At 64.7% G+C, this 17,333-nt stretch carries 15 protein-coding genes; 8 read left to right on the top strand and 7 right to left on the bottom strand.

The genetic code is table 11. The annotated features are described in order from the left end of the window. The first annotated feature begins 53 nt into the window (after positions 1–53). Together AKN83_RS18085 and AKN83_RS18080 are read left to right on the top strand one after the other, a co-directional pair. Positions 54–1,865 (top strand): ABC transporter ATP-binding protein, encoded by a 1,812-nt coding sequence (locus tag AKN83_RS18085; protein WP_050403558.1) that lies wholly within the window; start codon positions 54–56, stop codon positions 1,863–1,865. Positions 1,866–1,901: 36 nt separating this feature from the next. Then, positions 1,902–2,603: a fumarylacetoacetate hydrolase family protein gene (locus AKN83_RS18080; RefSeq protein WP_050403559.1), complete on the top strand. Its 702-nt coding sequence runs from the start codon at positions 1,902–1,904 to the stop codon at positions 2,601–2,603. Positions 2,604–2,663: 60 nt separating this feature from the next. Here AKN83_RS18080 and AKN83_RS18075 read toward each other — a convergent pair whose 3' ends face one another. Together AKN83_RS18075 and AKN83_RS38375 are read right to left on the bottom strand one after the other, a co-directional pair. After that, positions 2,664–2,930, bottom strand: coding sequence for a hypothetical protein (locus tag AKN83_RS18075; protein ID WP_050403560.1), 267 nt, complete (start codon positions 2,928–2,930; stop codon positions 2,664–2,666). Between the two features lie 180 nt (positions 2,931–3,110). Next, the gene (locus AKN83_RS38375) at positions 3,111–3,344 is read right to left on the bottom strand and encodes a hypothetical protein (RefSeq protein ID WP_083992114.1); all 234 of its coding nucleotides are present in this window, start codon (positions 3,342–3,344) and stop codon (positions 3,111–3,113) included. Positions 3,345–3,548: 204 nt separating this feature from the next. Between AKN83_RS38375 and AKN83_RS18070 the strand changes: the two genes are divergently transcribed. Continuing rightward, positions 3,549–3,818 (top strand): hypothetical protein, encoded by a 270-nt coding sequence (locus AKN83_RS18070; RefSeq protein ID WP_244522012.1) that lies wholly within the window; start codon positions 3,549–3,551, stop codon positions 3,816–3,818. Between the two features lie 36 nt (positions 3,819–3,854). On the opposite strand, the gene AKN83_RS18065 is transcribed toward AKN83_RS18070, so the two are convergent. Continuing rightward, positions 3,855–5,558, bottom strand: a complete 1,704-nt coding sequence (locus tag AKN83_RS18065) for an NAD-dependent malic enzyme (protein WP_050403562.1) — start codon at positions 5,556–5,558, stop codon at positions 3,855–3,857. Between the two features lie 261 nt (positions 5,559–5,819). On the opposite strand from AKN83_RS18065, the gene AKN83_RS18060 reads away from it, so the two are divergent. Together AKN83_RS18060 and AKN83_RS40590 are read left to right on the top strand one after the other, a co-directional pair. Then, positions 5,820–7,157, top strand: coding sequence for an MFS transporter (locus AKN83_RS18060; RefSeq protein ID WP_172803572.1), 1,338 nt, complete (start codon positions 5,820–5,822; stop codon positions 7,155–7,157). Positions 7,158–7,421: 264 nt separating this feature from the next. Beyond that, positions 7,422–7,577 carry a hypothetical protein gene (locus AKN83_RS40590; RefSeq protein WP_167350189.1) on the top strand — a complete coding sequence of 52 codons (156 nt, stop codon included), beginning with the start codon at positions 7,422–7,424 and terminating at the stop codon, positions 7,575–7,577. Between the two features lie 87 nt (positions 7,578–7,664). On the opposite strand, the gene AKN83_RS18055 is transcribed toward AKN83_RS40590, so the two are convergent. After that, positions 7,665–8,594 carry an aspartyl/asparaginyl beta-hydroxylase domain-containing protein gene (locus AKN83_RS18055; RefSeq protein WP_050403563.1) on the bottom strand — a complete coding sequence of 310 codons (930 nt, stop codon included), beginning with the start codon at positions 8,592–8,594 and terminating at the stop codon, positions 7,665–7,667. Positions 8,595–8,949: 355 nt separating this feature from the next. Between AKN83_RS18055 and AKN83_RS18050 the strand changes: the two genes are divergently transcribed. The 3 genes from AKN83_RS18050 (at position 8,950) to AKN83_RS18040 (ending at position 12,857) form a co-directional block, all read left to right on the top strand. Next, the gene (locus AKN83_RS18050) at positions 8,950–10,152 is read left to right on the top strand and encodes an ABC transporter substrate-binding protein (protein WP_430641562.1); all 1,203 of its coding nucleotides are present in this window, start codon (positions 8,950–8,952) and stop codon (positions 10,150–10,152) included. A 10-nt stretch (positions 10,153–10,162) separates the two neighbouring features. Beyond that, positions 10,163–11,890, top strand: a complete 1,728-nt coding sequence (locus tag AKN83_RS18045; protein ID WP_050403564.1) for an FAD-dependent oxidoreductase — start codon at positions 10,163–10,165, stop codon at positions 11,888–11,890. A 172-nt stretch (positions 11,891–12,062) separates the two neighbouring features. Continuing rightward, the gene (locus AKN83_RS18040) at positions 12,063–12,857 is read left to right on the top strand and encodes an IclR family transcriptional regulator (RefSeq protein ID WP_050403565.1); all 795 of its coding nucleotides are present in this window, start codon (positions 12,063–12,065) and stop codon (positions 12,855–12,857) included. A 120-nt stretch (positions 12,858–12,977) separates the two neighbouring features. On the opposite strand, the gene ahcY is transcribed toward AKN83_RS18040, so the two are convergent. The 3 genes from ahcY to AKN83_RS18025 all read right to left on the bottom strand — a co-directional run bounded on the left by ahcY (position 12,978) and on the right by AKN83_RS18025 (position 17,221). After that, positions 12,978–14,405 carry an adenosylhomocysteinase gene (gene ahcY / locus AKN83_RS18035; RefSeq protein WP_050403566.1) on the bottom strand — a complete coding sequence of 476 codons (1,428 nt, stop codon included), beginning with the start codon at positions 14,403–14,405 and terminating at the stop codon, positions 12,978–12,980. 203 nt (positions 14,406–14,608) lie between these two features. Then, positions 14,609–15,805: a methionine adenosyltransferase gene (gene metK / locus AKN83_RS18030; protein ID WP_050403567.1), complete on the bottom strand. Its 1,197-nt coding sequence runs from the start codon at positions 15,803–15,805 to the stop codon at positions 14,609–14,611. Positions 15,806–15,865: 60 nt separating this feature from the next. Continuing rightward, positions 15,866–17,221, bottom strand: a complete 1,356-nt coding sequence (locus AKN83_RS18025) for a hypothetical protein (protein ID WP_050403568.1) — start codon at positions 17,219–17,221, stop codon at positions 15,866–15,868. Positions 17,222–17,333: the final 112 nt, after the last annotated feature.

Here is a 17,333-nt window from a genome sequence, read left to right as displayed (position 1 = left end):
AAGGAGGTCCGCAACCCTGACGGCCGGCGCAGCCCGCCGTCAATGGAACGCGGATGGCTCAGTTTCCAAAGAAAATTACCGACGATCCCTATGGCGCGGCGATCCTGATTCGCCGCCTGGTCACGGAACAGGGGATCACCTACTGGCGGCGCTATCTGACGGCGTTCGCCCTGATGGCCGTTGCGGCCGGCTCGACGGCCGGCGCCACCTACGTGCTCGGCCAGGTGATCAACCAGGCCTATGTCGACAAGAACATCCCCGGCATCGCGATGTTTGCCGGGATCACGGTGCTGCTGCTGTTCATCAAGGGCGTGGCGACCTACGGCCACATGGTGATCCTGTCGAAGATCAGCAACGCCATCCTGGCGCGGAACCAGCGGCAATTGTTCGCCAAGCTGATGAGCGAAAGCATCGGCTTCTTCTCACAGCGGCACTCGTCGGAATTCCTGGCGCGGCTCACCGCCGGCGCCAAGTCGATCACCGACGTGCTCAACATGCTGGTCAATGCGATCGGCCGCGACTTGCTGATGCTGATAAGCATGGTCGCCGTCATGGTCTGGCAGGACCCGCTGATGTCGTTCATCGGGCTCGTGGCAGTGCCACCGGCGATGCTGGTGCTGCGCAAGCTGGTGAAGCGGATCAAGGGACTCGCCTACAACCAGTTCACCGGCACCGCCGACATCATGGAGACCATGCAGGAATCACTGCAGGGCATCCGCACCGTGAAGGCGTTCACGCTGGAAGGCACCATGCAGCAGCGGATCGACGAGAACATCGCGACCGTCGAGCGCAATGCCAACAAGATGGCGCATGTCGCCAACCGCTCCAACCCGCTGATGGAGATGCTCGGCGGCTTCGCGGTCGCCGGCTGCCTGATGTATGGCGGCTACAGCGTGGTCGCGCTCGGTTCGACGCCCGGCCAGTTCTTCACCTTCCTGACCGCCTTCCTGATGGCGACCGAGCCGGCCAAGCGCCTGGCGCGGCTCAACATCGACCTCAACAGCCAGCTGGTCGGCGCACGGATGCTGCTCGAGGTCGTCGACAGTCCCGCAAGCGAGCAGGCCGACGACGACAAGTCTGCGCTGAAACTCTCCGAAGCGCGGATCGAACTGCGCGACGTCAGCTTTGCCTATCGGCCCGGTGAGCCGGTGCTGGACCGCATGAGCTTCGTCGCCGAGCCCGGCAAGGTGACCGCGCTGGTCGGTCCGTCCGGCGGCGGCAAATCGACGGTGCTTGCTTTGCTGTTGCGCTTCTACGAGACGCTCGAGGGCGACATCCTGATCGATGGGCAGTCGATCCTGTCGGTCTCGCGCAAGTCGCTGCGCCAGCAGACCGCCTATGTCGGCCAGGACGTCTATCTGTTCCGTGACGCCATCCGCGCCAACATCGCTTTCGGCAAGCCGGGCGCCACCGAGGCCGAGATCGTCGACGCCGCCAAGGCCGCCTGCGCGCACGACTTCATCATGAGCTTCCCGCTCGGCTACGACACGCCGGTCGGCGAGCATGGCACGCAACTGTCCGGCGGACAGCGCCAGCGCATCGCGGTCGCCCGTGCGCTGATCAAGAACGCACCGATCATCCTGCTCGACGAGGCCACCGCCGCGCTCGACTCGGAGTCGGAGAAGCAGGTGCAGGAGGCTATCGAGCACCTGTGCCAGGGCCGCACTACGATCGTGATCGCGCACCGCCTGCACACCATCATGCACGCCGATGCGATCCTGGTGGTCGAGGGCGGCAAGATCGTCGAGCGCGGGCGTCACGAGGAGCTGCTGCGCCGCGGTGGCCGCTACGCCTCGTTCTTCCGCCTGCAGCACCACCACGACCCGTCGCCGCTGGCACTGGCGCCGATCAGCGCCACCGGCTAGACCACTGAAATTCACCTCAAGAGCAGCGAGATCCGCATGAACGCCGCCTCCACCGTCATTCCGCTTCCCCCGCAGCCCTCGCTCCCCGTCGTCGGCGAATCCGGCGTCTATCCGGTCCGCCGCATCTGGTGCGTCGGCCGCAACTACCTCGAGCATATCAGGGAGATGGGCAATGACGAGCGCGCGCCGCCGTTCTTCTTCGCCAAGCATGCCGACATGCTGGTGCCGGACGGTGCGACGATCCCCTATCCGCCGCTGACCAAGGACCTGCATCACGAGGTCGAGCTGGTGGTGGCGATGAAGAGCGGCGGGCTCAACATTCCCGCCGACAAGGCGCTCGAGAATGTCTACGGCTATGCCGTCGGCATCGACCTGACCCGCCGCGACCTGCAGATCGCCTCGCGCAAGAAGGAGCGGCCCTGGGAGATCGGCAAGTCGTTCGACTATTCGGCGCCCTGCTCCGCGATCCAGCCGGCTTCAAAGATCGGCCACCCCTCAAGCGGCAAGATCTGGCTTACAGTCAACGGCAAGGAAGCGCAGAAGGGCGACCTCACCGAATTGATCTGGAACGTGCCTGAAATCATCTGGCAGCTCTCACAGCAGGTAAAGCTCGCCGCCGGCGACATCATCATGACCGGCACACCGGCCGGCGTCTCGCAGCTCCAGGTCGGCGACAAGCTCGAATGTGGCGTCGACGGCGTCGGCACGCTCGCCGTGACGATCGGCAAGCCGGAGTAACTCCGGATCTAATCCACCAGCAGACCGCGGCCCCGAACCGAATTCGGGGCCGTTGCCTTTTCAGAATTGCTCGTGGCCGGGATGATTGGGATCGCCGAAATATCCGCCACCACCGCTGCCACCCGCACTGTCGCCGCTGTAGCCCGATCCGAGCGAGGGCTGCGGATCGACCGGCTGGCGGTGCGGGCCGCCCGAACCGCCCGGAGGCAGCTTCGCGCCGACTGACTTCGGTGGCGTCATGTGAAGCCCACCCGCCTGTGCGGAGCTCAGCGCGGTTACGCCGAACGCGACAACGGCAGCGAAAGCTACGAGCGAATTGCGTGTCATGCGACGTCTCCTTCAACTCGGGCCGGGCACCATGCGCCAGCTCCGACGCCGCACGCTTCGCACGATCGCACTGGCCTGGCTGTGAGGTGGGTCACGCCCATTCCGCGGCCGCTTCCCGGCGACATCGCACCGCCCCGGAAAACCCAGGACCAGACGTCCAGGGCTTTCCGCTTTACGCTATCATCGCATCGTGCCGGGCATGCAGGGCGGCTCGGTGAAAGGCGCGGTTGCGAACGATCCGACGTTCGGGGCGCGAACGCAATCGGTGGTCTTGCTGCTGACCGGTGTCGCCGTGGTGGTAGCCATCGAAGCATGGGCGCGCCGCGCCGCAGCATGGTTGCTGGCGGCAGACGCCTGAGCCGAGTACGCGGCTGCCGCAACCAGGGCAAGCGTCACGAAGGTCAATTTGGTCATTGGGTTTCTCCGCACGTGGATGAAGCCGATAAAGCTCGGCTCCTGTGACCAATGACTGTGGATGCCGGGAAATTATTTCCTCACGCGCGATCACCGAACCGCGAGCGCCCGATCACATCGGACGGACCGGGAATACCGGGACGCGAGTAGCACTCCATTTCATCAAGGCCGCGCCAACGCGGCGATGACCGTATGGAGATTCTCATGAGCGAACTTCGGCGACTTGGCAGAGCACTTGGCCTGGCTGCAACTCTGTCCGCGGCAATGACGGCCTCCTCCGCGCAAGCGGCAGTGCGGGAGCCTGGCGTCTACGCGTCAAACGAAACCGCGACGCGGCCATGGTTGGCGCCGGTCGGTCATCGCCAGCCGCGCGCCGCCGACCTTCCGGCAGCGACTGCGTCGCCGCAGCAGATCATCGATCCGGAAGACGCGATCGTCGATCGCAAGATCAAGGGCATTTGCCGCGGCTGCTAGGATAAGCGCGCTGCAGAATACGACCTGCATCCGCGATCAGGGAGCGCCTGCTGCCGTGCGCCGATACGGCACATAGCGCGGCGTCCAGACCTTGGCCTTTATGCGCGCCTCGACCTGATCGATCGGGATGTCCTTGGCGAGCCCTTCCTTGTGCGCCTGCAACGCGACCGCCAGCGCCACCGTCAGCGACACATCGCGCAGCGCGCTGACCGGCGGCAGCAGATTGTGCTTCGTGTTGTTGCGGGCCGGCGAGACGCTGGCCAGCGCCTTGGCTGCGGCCATGAACATACCGTCGCTGATCCGGCTGGCGCCGACTGCGAGCGAGCCGACGCCGACACCCGGGAAAATGTAGGAGTTGTTGGTCTGGTCGACCTTGAAGCGCGCGCCGTCGCGCACAATCGGCGGGAACGGGCTGCCGACGCCGATCAGCGCCCGTCCCTCGGTCCAGGCTTCGATATCGGAAGGCGTCGCCTCCTCCCGCGAGGTCGGATTCGACAGCGGGAAGATCACCGGCCGCTGGTTGCAGCCGGCCATTGCGCGGACGATCGGCTCGGAAAACGCTCCGGCCTGGCCGGAGACGCCGATCAGCACGGTGGGCCTCGCGTTGCGCACGACGTCGAGCAGCGCGATCTTGTCGGGATGGCTGAGCTGCCAGCCCGCGATCGCCTGCCTGCTCTGCACGAAAGGCAGCTGGAACGGGGCGAGCCCGCTCATGCCCTCAAGCAGCAGCCCGTCGCGGTCGACCATGAAGAAGCGCTCCGCCGCCTCGCTCTCGGACAGACCGGCATCGATCATCGCCGCGCGGATCAGGCTGGCGATGCCGCAGCCGGCGGAGCCAGCGCCGAACACCGCGACGCGCTGCTCGGTCAGCGACACGCCGGTGACGTTGATGGCCGAGAGCAAGGCGCCGGTCGCGACCGCCGCGGTGCCCTGAATGTCGTCGTTGAAGGTCAGCAGCCGGTCGCGATAGCGCTCCAGCATCCGCGTCGCGTTGTTCTTGGCAAAATCCTCCCATTGCAGCAGGACGCGCGGCCAGCGCTTCACCACCGCGGAGACGAACGCCTCGATGAAGTCGTCATATTGCTGGCCGCGGACGCGCTCGTTGCGCCAGCCGATATAGAGCGGATCGGCCAGGCAGTCTGGATTGTCGGTGCCGACATCGAGCATGATCGGCAGCGTGGTCGCCGGATGCAGGCCGCCGCAACCGGTGTAGAGCGCGAGCTTGCCGATCGGGATGCCCATGCCGCCGGCGCCCTGGTCGCCGAGGCCGAGGATGCGCTCGCCGTCGGTAACGACGATCGCCTCGACATGGTCGAAGCGCGGATGGGCGAAAATGCGGTCGATGCGGTGCTGGTGCGGAATGCTGAGGAACAGCCCGCGCGGCTTGCGAAACAGCCGGCTGAATTTCTGGCAGCCCTCGCCGACGGTCGGCGTGTAGACGATCGGCAGCAGCTCTTCGAGGTTGCCCACCAGGAGCGCGTAGAACAGCGTCTCGTTGGTGTCCTGCAGTTCGCGCAGAAAGGCATAGCGCTCGATGTCGGTTTCGTAGCCGCGCAGCGCCTCGAGGCGGCGCGAGACCTGCTCATCCAGCGTCAGGATATTGGGTGGCAGCAGGCCGTGCAGGTCGAACGCCTCGCGCTCGGCCTCGGAGAACGCCGTGCCCTTGTTCAACTGCGGATCGGCCAACAGCTCGTAGCCGCTCAGCGCAGTTGTGGCGAAAGCTCCAGTGGTCTCGGGCATGAGAAAGCCTTTCGATACGGAATCCCGGTCAGGACTGTAGCACTTCGGTGCGAGCGACCGGAACCCGCCCCCGCCCGCCAAATTCTTCGGGCCGTGAGGCCGGATTGATTGCCTCGCAGCCGTTGGTGATAGCGCGATGACGCCAGGGCCGACGCCCGGTCCATGTCGAAACCGCAACGCAGGCTTGGCAACTTCCGTTCTGGTTCGACACCACGCGCGCCGATACTGTCCGGCAAAATCATTGGTGAGGAAAAACGAATCATGTCGGGAATCGAGCTTGCGACGCCACGTCTGAAATCGATTCAGCGCGTCGCGCTGGCTCTGCTGGTCGTTGCAGGGGTCGTCAATTACATCGATCGCGCGACCCTCGCAGTTGCCAATCCGCTGATCCGCGAGGAACTCGGATTGTCCATCGCGGACATGGGCTATCTGCTTTCCGCGTTCCTCTGGGCCTATGCATTCTCGCAGCTCCCCACCGGTGCGATGGTCGACCGGCTGGGTCCGCGCCTTCTTCTCGCCATGGGCCTCGGACTGTGGTCGTTCGCGCAGCTCGTCGGCGGCCTGGTGCAGAATTTCGGCCAGTTCTTCGGGGCCCGCGTCCTGCTCGGGATTGGCGAGGCCCCGCAATTTCCGACCGGCGCGCGCGTGGTCCGCGACTGGTTCAATCAGCGCGACCGGGGGCTTGCGACCGGCGTGTTCAATTGCGCGTCATCGCTCGGCACGGCGATTGCCGTGCCGCTGCTGACCTATCTGATGCTGACATTCGGCTGGCGCGCAATGTTCGTGATCATGGGCATCGCCGGCCTCGTCGTCGCCGTCTGCTGGTATGGGCTCTATCGCAACCCCGAGCAGGTCGCGCTCACGCCGCACGAGAACGCCTACCGGACACAAGGCGATCCGCCCGGCCGGCGCACCAAGGTTACGTTCCGCGACTGGTCGCTGCTGTTCCGCTTCCGCACCATCTGGGGCATGATCTTCGGCTATTTCGGCTGCATCTATTTGACCTGGATCTACACCGCCTGGCTGCCGGGTTATCTCGAGATTGAACGCCACATGAGCGTGAAATACACCGGATGGGCCGCCGCGGTGCCGTTCGCCTGCGGTGTCGTCGGTGGCGTCGTCGGCGGATACATCGCCGACATCCTGGTCCGCCGCGGTGTCGAGCCGCTCAGGAGCCGGCGCTACCCGGCCGCGATCGCACTGCTTGGAACGGCCGCCTGCACGGTGGCTGCCGCCTATGTCGAGAGCAACGCGCTGGCGATCGCCTTCATCTCGATCTCGCTGTTTCTGGTCTATGTGACCAGCACCTGCGCCTGGGCCTTGAGTTCGGTCGCGGTCCCGACCAACTGCACCGCCTCGATCGGCTCAGTGCAGAATTTCGGCGGATATCTCGGCGGCGCGCTGGCGCCGACCGTGACCGGCCTGATCGTGCAGAAGACCGGTTCGTTCGTGCCGGCGCTCGTCGTCGGCGCCTTGATCGGCGTCGTCTCGGCGGGATGCTATCTGTTCATCGTCGACCAACCAATCACTGCCGCCGATATGGATGCCGCTTCCGACACGCTCGGTTCACTCGGCGTCGGCGCCAATCGGGAACCGTAATTCCAAGCGAGGCAGCGGAAACATCACGGTCAGGCCGAGGCTCAACGCGTCCACAACATACCTTGGTATGCTGCCCTCATTCCTTGTCGCACCCTGTGCTGACGCGCGTACAGTTGAGCGGTGGCGAGCGATTCTTAAATTCGCAGCTGCTCCAACGGGCGCATTGGAGTTCCGTGATCGGGATCACTGCTCCGAAGGGAGAGTCGCTAGACGATCGCGAGACGCAATGCCAACTGGAACGCGGGTTCTGCGGGGAACACTCAAATGATCGTCAACATTCAAAAGCTGGATGGCCTGTGGCACCTCATCGTCGGGTCGTGCAAGATCCGAACTCCGTTCCTGGAGACCCAGGACCGCGAGTGGGTCGTGGCCTACGCCAGGCGGGTCTACCCCGGTGCCAAGGTATTCGAACGCGACTGATGTCGTTGCGCTTGACAGCTCGCCCGCCAGAGAAAAGCCCCGGTCGGCTCCGGGGCTTTTGCGTTCAACGCGGTGCGGCCGCCGCAATCACCGCAGCGCCGACATTACGATCAGGCCGAGGATAAGCGCCGTCACGGAATACTTCAGCGTGTAGTACACGTTCCGATTCCATTCCTTGACCTTGCGGCTGGCGAGATGGATCTCGTAGAGCTTGCCGAACACCTTGTTCAGCGCGCCGACATGCTCGCCGTCGACGTTCTGGGTCGCCGACGCCTTGACGATGTTGTGGCTGACCCAGCGATTGATCCTGGTCATGAAGCCGTACTTCATCGGGCGCTCGACGTCGCAGAACAGGATGATGCGGTTGACGTCGGTCTTGTTCTCGGCGCTGTGGATGAAAGTCTCGTCGAACATGAAGGCCTCGCCGTCGCGCCAGACGCATTCGACGCCGTCGACCAGGATTCGGCACTCCTTCGAGTTCGGCGTCACCAGGCCAAGGTGATAGCGCAGCGAGCCCGCGAAGGGATCGCGATGCGCCCCTAACTTGCCGCCGGGCGGCAGCATCGCGAACATCGCGCCGTGCACGTTCGGGATCGAATTCAACAGCTCCACCGTCTTCGGGCACAGCGTGCGCGCCGACGGCAGGAAGTCGTCGTACCATTTCAGATAGAAGCGCTTCCAGCCGCTCTTGAAGAAAGAATAGAAGCCCCAGTCGTTGTTCTTGGCCGCGGCGCGGATGAAGCCCTCGTCGAACAGGCGCGTGGCCTCGTCGCGAATTGTCTGCCAATTGTCGGAGAGCTTCTTGAGCTCGGGAAACTGCTCGACCGGGATCACCGGCGTGTTCGGCACCGCGGAGCCCGCATACATCAGCACATTGTAGGGAGCGAGGTAGGTCGAGTGATCGCCGAGTTGGCGAGCGAAGCGCAGCCGCTGCTTGCCACGGAAGTGGACGTAGAGTGTAGAGGCCGCCAGCACGTAGAGAATAACGAGCTGCGGCGCGAAGAGCTGTCTCAACATGATCCGTCTATGATCGCGGCCCCCCGATGCTCTTTATGCACCGCCCCGTAGCAGCCTGAACCCTCAATGGGCGGCTTAGCCCTGGGCGGCGAAGCGCAACGCCGTCCGCGAAAATTCCCCTGTTTCATCGTGACTTGACACTGCCGCGAGTTCTGGCGCGAGCCAAAGCCCTGCTGCCGTGCCATCCCGGTTCAGCCATGTAAGCGTCTGCTCACCAAATGTGAAGCACCGCCTTATTCGAGCAGGCCACCGTGTGGCCGCAATCACACACCCATCATTCGCCATTGACAAACTGATTAGATAATTACTAATCGCGAAATGGTCCGTCTGAGAATGCGGACATCGAGAGGGAGGAATGATGAGACAAGTTTTGGCGGCAGCCATTCTCGCGGCAATGACTACGGCCGCTCATGCCCAGGTGTCCGATGACGTCGTACGCATCGGCGTGCTGACCGACCTCTCGAGCTGGGGGCGCGACAATTCCGGCCCAGGCTCGGTCGAGGCGGCCAAGATGGCGGTCGAGGAGTTCGGCCCCACCGTGCTCGGCAAGCCAATCGAGATCGTCTCCGCCGACCACCAGATGAAGACCGATGTCGGCGTGCAGATCGTGCGCGGCTGGTTCGACAACGGCAAGGTCGACGCGGTCGTCGACATCCCGAATTCCGGCATCGCGATTGCCGTGCACAACATGGTGCGCGAGCGCAACAAGATTGCGCTGTTGTCCGGCCCCGGCGCCAGCTCGCTGACCGACGAGCTGTGCAGCCCCAACACGGTGCACTTCGCCTACGACACCTATGCGCTGTCGAAGGTGACGGCCTCGGCAGTGATCGCGGAGGGCGGCAAGTCCTGGTTCTTCGTCACCGCGGACTATGCGTTCGGCCAGCAGCTCGAGAAGGATGCCACCCGCTTCATCAACGAGATGGGCGGCAAGGTGCTCGGCAGCGTCCGGCACCCGACCAACACCGCCGACTTCTCCTCCTTTGCGCTGCAGGCGCAGAGCTCGAAGGCGGACGTCGTGGCATTCGCCAATGCCGGCCAGGATACCGATAATTCGATCAAGCAGTCCGGCGAGTTCGGCCTCGTGCAGGGTGGCCAGAAGTTGGTGGGCCTTTTGATGTTCGACACCGACGTGCATGCGATCGGGCTCAACGCCGCGCAGGGCACCTATATGACGACGGCATCCTACTGGAACATGGACGAGAAGACGCGCGCCTGGTCGAAGAAGTTCTTCGCCCGCGCCAACGTGATGCCGACCATGATCCAGACCGGCGTCTACGGCTCGGTGCTGCATTATCTCAAGGCGATCCAGGCCGCCGGCACCGATGATCCGAAAGCGGTGATGGCCAAGATGCGCGAGCTGCCGATCGAGGACACCTTCGTGCATGGCGGCAAGCTGCGCGAGGACGGCCGCGTCATCCGCGACATGTATCTGGCGAAGGTGAAGAAGCCCTCGGAATCCAAGGAGCCGTGGGACTATCTCGACATCATCAAGACGGTGAAGGGCGAGGACGCCTTCCGCCCGGTGTCCGAGTCCAAGTGCCCGCTGCTCAAGAAATAGGATCGATCGCGTGGCCAACGAAGAAACGCAAGAAGCGTACAAGTGCGACGCGCTCGTCGTCGGCTCCGGCTGCGCCGGGCTGTCGGCGGCGGTCACCGCCGGCCATCACGGCCTCAAGGTCCTGGTGGTCGAGAAGGAGCCGCGCTTCGGCGGCACCACCGCGCGTTCCGGTGGCTGGCTGTGGATTCCCGGCACCTCGCTGGCGAAGGCCTGGGGCATCGAGGAGAGCCCCGATCAGGCCAGGACCTACCTGCGCCACGAGGCCGGCAACAGCTTCGACGCCGCGCGTGTCGATGCGTTCCTCACCGAAGGGCCGAAGGCGGTCGACTTCTTCACCACCAAGACCGCCGTGCGCTTCGACATGCCGCTGACCTTCCCGGACTATCATGCGGAGGCGCCCGGGGGCGCGCAGGGCGGCCGCTCGATGGTGACGCGGCCGTTCGACGGCCACGAGCTCGGCGAGGCCATCAAGAACCTCGGCAGCCCCCTGCCCGAGCTCACCGTGTTCGGCATGATGCTGGGCTCCGGCAAGGAGATCGTCCACTTCATGCGCGCGACGCGGTCGCTGACTTCGGCGGCCTATGTCGCCAAGCGGCTGTCGAAGCACGCGATCGACGTGATGCGCAACGGCCGCGGCATGACGCTGACCAACGGCAACGCGCTGGCCGGCCGGCTGGCGAAATCCGCCTTCGACCTGAAGATCCCGCTCTGGCTCAATTCGCCGGTGCGCGAATTGATCGTCGAGAACGGCGTGGTGCGCGGCGCGGTGATAGAGCGCGAAGGCCGCACCATCCGCGTCAACGCGAAGCGCGGCGTCGTGCTCGCCTGCGGCGGCTTCCCGCATGACGTCGCGCGGCGGCAGAAGATGTTTCCGCATGCGCCGACCGGCAAGGAACATTACTCGCCGGGTCCGACCGGCAACACCGGCGACGGCCTACGCCTTGCGGAATCTGCAGGCGGCCGTGTCGAGGACTCACTGCCGAATGCCGCGGCCTGGGTGCCGGTCTCGGGCACCACGCGCAAGGACGGCTCGAAGGGCGTGATGCCGCATTTCATCGACCGCGCCAAACCCGGCGTGATCGCTGTCATGCGCGACGGCAAGCGGTTTGCCAATGAAGGCAATTCCTACCACGACTTCGTGCAGGAAATGATCAAGGCGGCGAAGCCTGGCGAGGAGATCGCGGCCTTCCTGCTCTGCGATCACCAGACGCTGCGCAAATACGGCCTCGGCTGCGTGCCGCCGCGCCCGATGCCGCTCGGCCATCACCTGAAGACCGGCTATCTCAAGCGCGGCGCGACGCTGTCCGAGCTTGCCGCGCAGGCCGGCATCGACGCGAAAGCGCTCGAGGCAACCGTCGCGGCGTTCAACGCGACCGCCGCGGAGGGCCGCGACCCCGCTTTCGGCAAGGGCTCGCGCGCCTACAACCGCTACCAGGGCGATGCCCTGCACGGCCCCAATCCGTGCATCGCGCCGATCCAGCACGGGCCGTTCTACGCCATCAAGATGGTGATCGGCGATCTCGGCACCTATGCCGGGATCCGGACCGACGCCAATGCCCGCGCCCTCGACGCCGACGGCCAGCCGATTGCCGGCCTCTACGCCGCCGGCAACGACATGGCGAGCATCATGGGCGGCAACTATCCCGGCGCCGGCATCACGCTCGGCCCCGCGCTGACCTTCGGCTACATCGCAGGCAAGCACATCGCCGGCGCGGCGAGAGAAGGAACCGCGGCATGACAAAAGTCCCGTCATCCCGAGGAGCGCGCAGCGCGTCTCGAAGGATGGGCGGCCCCGACTGTGGCCGTGCATCCTTCGAGGCTCGCTTCGCGAGCACCTTAGGATGACGGTGGTAGCACGAAGGGCCGGATTTCCTGCCAATTGCGAGAAGCACGAACACGAACAGGACCACATGACGAGAGAAAGCCGCGGCATACAGTCGATCGAGGTCGGCGGAGAATTGCTCCGGGCGCTCGCCCGCAGCGGCGAACCGATGATGCTGCGCGATCTCGCCCGCGAGGCCGGCATGCCGCCGGCCAAGGCGCATCCCTATCTCGTCAGCTTTTCCCGCATCGGCCTGATCGAGCAGGACGAGACCACCGGCCGTTACGAGATCGGCGCGCTGGCGCTCGAGCTCGGCCTGATCAGCCTGCGCCGACAATCCGCGGTGCGAATCGCAACGCCGCGGATCGCCGCGCTCGCCGACAGCATCAACCATGCGGTGTCGCTGTCGGTCTGGGGCACCCACGGCGCGACGGTGGTGCGGCTCGAGGAGCCGAGCCATCCCGTGCATATCGCCATGCGCGTCGGCTCGGTGGTGGCGCTGCTCGAGACCGCGACCGGCCGTGCCTTCGCCGCCTTCATGCCGCCGAACGCCGTCAGGACCGCGCTCGAAAGCGGCCTCGATCGCCTCGGCGTCGGCTACAATCCGAAGCGAGAGACAATCAATTCGAAGACCACCGAGATGCTTGCCGAGGTGCGCAGCCACGGGCTCGCACGGGCGATCGGCGATCCCCTGCCCGGCGTCAACGCCTTCGCCGCGCCGGTGTTCGATCACGCCGGCCACGTCGCCCTGGTCATCACCGCGATGGGACCGGAGGGCACGTTCGACGCCGGCTGGGACAGCGCTATCGCGACCGCGCTGCGCGATTGTGCAGGCGAGATCTCGCGGCAACTCGGGCACGGCACGGCGCGGGCTTCGGGGTGATGCAGGCTCCTTGCCGCCGCGTCGCGAGCCCGTCGGCAATGACGGCACGCTGAGCCATCTCGGCAAAAAGCCCCGGACGATGCCGGGGCTTTTCACTTCATCGATCGCAGTCAGCGCGGCTCAGTAGCGGTAGTGATCCGACTTGTACGGACCTTCCTGCTTGACGCCGATGTAGTCGGCCTGGTCCTTGCGCAGCTCGGTCAGCTTGACGCCGATCTTGGCGAGGTGCAGGCGCGCGACCTTCTCGTCGAGCGTCTTCGGCAGCACGTAGACCTTCTTGGCGTACTTGCCGTCCTTGTTGTTGGCGAACAGCTCGATCTGCGCCAGCGTCTGGTTGGTGAAGGACGCCGACATCACGAAGGACGGGTGGCCCATCGCATTGCCGAGGTTCACGAGGCGTCCTTCCGACAGCATGATGATGCGATGCTTGTCGGGGAATTCGATCTCGTCGACCTGCGGCTTGATGTTGGTCCACTTCAGATTGCGCAGCGAAGCGATCTGGATCTCGTTGTCGAAGTGACCGATGTTGCAGACGATGGCGCGATCCTTCATCGCGCGCATGTGCTCGATGGTGATGATGTCCTTGTTGCCGGTGGCGGTGACGAAGATGTCGGCGCGCGGCGCCGCGTCCTCCATGGTCACGACCTCATAGCCTTCCATCGCCGCCTGCAGCGCGCAGATCGGATCGACCTCGGAGACCATGACGCGGCAGCCGGCCTGGCGCAGTGAGGCGGCCGAGCCCTTGCCGACGTCGCCGAAGCCCGCGACCATCGCGACCTTGCCCGACAGCATCACGTCGGTGCCGCGGCGGATGCCGTCGACCAGCGACTCGCGGCAGCCATAGAGGTTGTCGAACTTCGACTTGGTGACGCTGTCATTGACGTTGATTGCCGGGAACAAAAGTGTGCCCTTGTTGGCCATCTCGTACAGGCGATGCACGCCCGTGGTGGTCTCTTCCGAGACGCCCTTGATGTTCTTGGCGATCTCGGCGAAGTAGCCCTTCGGCTTCTCCTTCAGGAGACGCTTGACCAGCGCGTAGAAGATCTCCTCTTCCTCGGAGGTCGGCTTGTCGAGGAAAGCGGTATCGCCCTGCTCGGCCCGGTAGCCGGCGTGCACCAGCATGGTGGCGTCGCCGCCGTCATCAAGGATCATGTTGGGCGTGCCGCCGCCGTGCCAGTCGAACAGCTTTGCGGTGTAGTCCCAGTATTCAGTTAACGTCTCGCCCTTCACGGCGAACACCGGAATGCCGGCGGCTGCGATCGCGGCAGCGGCGTGATCCTGAGTCGAGTAGATGTTGCAGGAGACCCAGCGGATATCGGCGCCGAGCGCGGCCAGCGTCTCGATCAGCACGGCGGTCTGGATCGTCATGTGCAGGGAGCCGGCGATGCGTGCGCCCTTCAGCGGCTGCTTGGGGCCATACTCCTCGCGGGTGGCCATCAGACCGGGCATCTCGGTCTCGGCCAGAGAGATTTCCTTGCGGCCGAAATCGGCGAGCGCAATGTCCTTGACGATGTAGTCGGTGAAGCCGGGCTTCGTGGGGGCGTTCATGTCGGTTTCCTAATGAGTGAATTCAGCGTGTCAGCAACAAAGCGGGCGGAGCGCGATGTGGCACGATCTTCTCCCTCTCCCCGCCTCTACAGGGAGAAGGCCGGGGGTGAGGGGCACGATCCGCGCTCTGAATTCGCGGAGATTCCCCCTCACCCGCCACCTTCGTGGCGACCTCTCCCCGCAGGCGGGGCGAGGCAAGAAAGTTAGAGCGCGCGCTTCAGCGGCTCGACGAGATCGGTCTTCTCCCAGGAGAAGCCGCCTTCATTGTCCGGCGTGCGGCCGAAATGGCCGTAGGCCGAGGTGCGCGCGTAGATCGGGCGGTTGAGATCGAGATGGGTGCGGATGCCGCGCGGCGTCAGATCCATCGCCTTTGCTGCGGCCTTCTCGAGCTCATCCTCCGACACTTTACCGGTGCCGTGGGTGTCGATGTAGATCGACAGCGGGCGCGCCACGCCGATCGCGTAGGCGAGCTGCAGCGTGCAGCGGTCGGCAAGACCGGCCGCGACGATGTTCTTGGCGACATAGCGCGCGGCGTAGGCGGCCGAGCGGTCGACCTTGGTCGGATCCTTGCCGGAGAATGCGCCGCCGCCATGCGGAGCCGCACCGCCATAGGTGTCGACGATGATCTTGCGGCCGGTCAGGCCGGAGTCGCCATCGGGACCGCCGATGAAGAATTTGCCGGTCGGGTTGATGTGCCAGATCGTCTTGCCGTTGATCCATTCCTTCGGCAGCGCCTCGCGCACATACGGCTCGACGATGTCGCGGATTTGCTTCGACGAGAGGTCCTCGACCAGATGCTGATGCGACACCACGATCTCGCGGACGCCGACCGGCTTGCCGTTCTCGTACTGCACGGTGACCTGGCTCTTGGAGTCCGGTCCGAGCACTTTCTCCTTGCCGGAGTGGCGCGCTTCGGAGATCAGCCGCAGGATCTTGTGGGCGTAGAAGATCGGCGCCGGCATCAGGTCCGGCGTCTCGTTGGTGGCGTAACCGAACATGATGCCTTGGTCGCCGGCCCCCTCTTCCTTGACCTCGCCCGGCTGCAGCGCGTCGACGCCTTGCGCGATATCGGCCGACTGCGGATGCAGCAGAATCTCGATGTCGCAGGTCTTCCAGTGGAAGCCGTCCTGCTCGTAGCCGATGTCCTTGATCGCGGAGCGAACCACGCCCTCGATCTGCTCGTTGGTGACCGAAGCCGGCCCGCGGGTTTCGCCGGCGATCACCACCTTGTTGGTGGTCGCGAGCGTTTCGCACGCCGCGCGGATCTGCCACGGGTCGATGCCCGCCTTCGGTCCCTCGCGATAGAACAGATCGACGATCTCATCCGAGATGCGATCGCAGACCTTGTCCGGATGGCCTTCCGAGACCGACTCGCTGGTGAAGAGATAAGACGCGCGCATCAAGCAAACCCCTTGTTTCGTCGAAGTCCGACGTTGGTTGGTGAATATGTCCCCGGAATGTCACTCTCGTCGCCGCGAGATGACGTAGGATTCGTCGTAGAACCACAGCCCGTTGTGCTTGCGGAGAACCTCGCGTGTGGCCTCGAGAGCTCGTCCGTTTTCGGTCGTTTCAGTCAGCCGCTCATCTTCGATCTGCGCGACATACACGGCTGCATTCCACGCGGCGAAGGCCGTCGAGGTTCCGATCGAGCCGGTCACCTCATTGGGCAGCGCTTCCATATCATATCGGAAGATCGATCGGTTATCGGCGTAGGCGTTGAAATTTAGCTCGCGGCCGGCCGAGCCCAACTCGTATTTCACCGCGCGCAGTATCTCATGACGGCTGACGGCGAAAGGATTTTCTCCGGGCCAGACGGCTTGAATGATTTCAAGTCCGGGATCGCTTCCGTGGGAGTGGATTCCTATCAGCCGTCCACCGCCGCGCAGCGCGCGGGCGAGCGGCGCGATGATCCGCTTGGCGCGGAAATTCACCGAGGATTTGGCGCGATAGGGCTGCGAGGCGATCACGAGGTCGAAATTGGCCTCGGTCCGGCCGGCGCGGGGAATGATGGAATCGAGCAGGAAGCGGTGATCGTCGCGGTACAGCACCAGCGCCACCGGCCGCTCATAGATCGGCATCGCATTGCCGGGGCTGAGGTTGGCGCGCCAGTTCTGCTCCAGGAAGGGGCCGAGTTCCGCGATCTGGGCCTCGAATTCGCCCGAGGACGCGCCCCGAAGGGCGACCTCGTGCCAGATCATGCTGGCGGCCGCCGCGGAGTTCTTCGGCGTCAGCCAGGGCGCCTCGGCGTAATACATGTTGGTGAAGACGAAGACGCTCGCCGGGTGCTCGAACAGTCGGTCGGGGACCTTGTCGAGGGTGAGGCGGACGTCCTCCAGGCTCAGTTCCTTGCCGGCGACATAGAACGGCATATGTGGGAAGCGGCCATGCATGGCACGCAGGACCCGCGCCAGCACCGTGCCGTCGCCCATCCCGGCATCGAACACCCGCAGCGCCGGCGGCCGCGGGTGGATCGCGGCCAGCTCCAACGCGACGCGATCGGCGATCACGCGCTTCTCGCTGCAGGTGTGCACGAACAACAGATAGCGCTGGCGGTTCTCGAAGAAGCGGAAATTGCCCCTCGGATCGCGCTTTTCCGGCGGCACCACGAGGCCACGCGGCGGCGCCACGCCGCCCGGCGTCGAGGTGGCGATAAAGGCATTGATGCGATCGAGCGTATCGATGGTGATGCGCTTGCCCTCGCGCAGCCGGTGCACCAGCTTGCCGTCATTGACGGCACGGCGGCCGAACGTCGTCTCCGCCATGTCGGAGTGGCGGCAGAAATCCGTGATCTGACTGAGGATTTCGTCGTTCTTCATCACGCCGAGTGGGCAGCTGTTCGAGTGGGACAGGAGTGGGCAGAAGTAGTGTGCTGCAAGGTCTTACCACCATTTTCCCACCTGTTGAACCCCCTCCACGGCCGATCACCAA

It is taken from the genome of Bradyrhizobium embrapense, from assembly GCF_001189235.2.
GTDB classification, from domain to species: domain Bacteria; phylum Pseudomonadota; class Alphaproteobacteria; order Rhizobiales; family Xanthobacteraceae; genus Bradyrhizobium; species Bradyrhizobium embrapense.
This window is presented reverse-complemented; position numbering and strand designations above follow the sequence as displayed.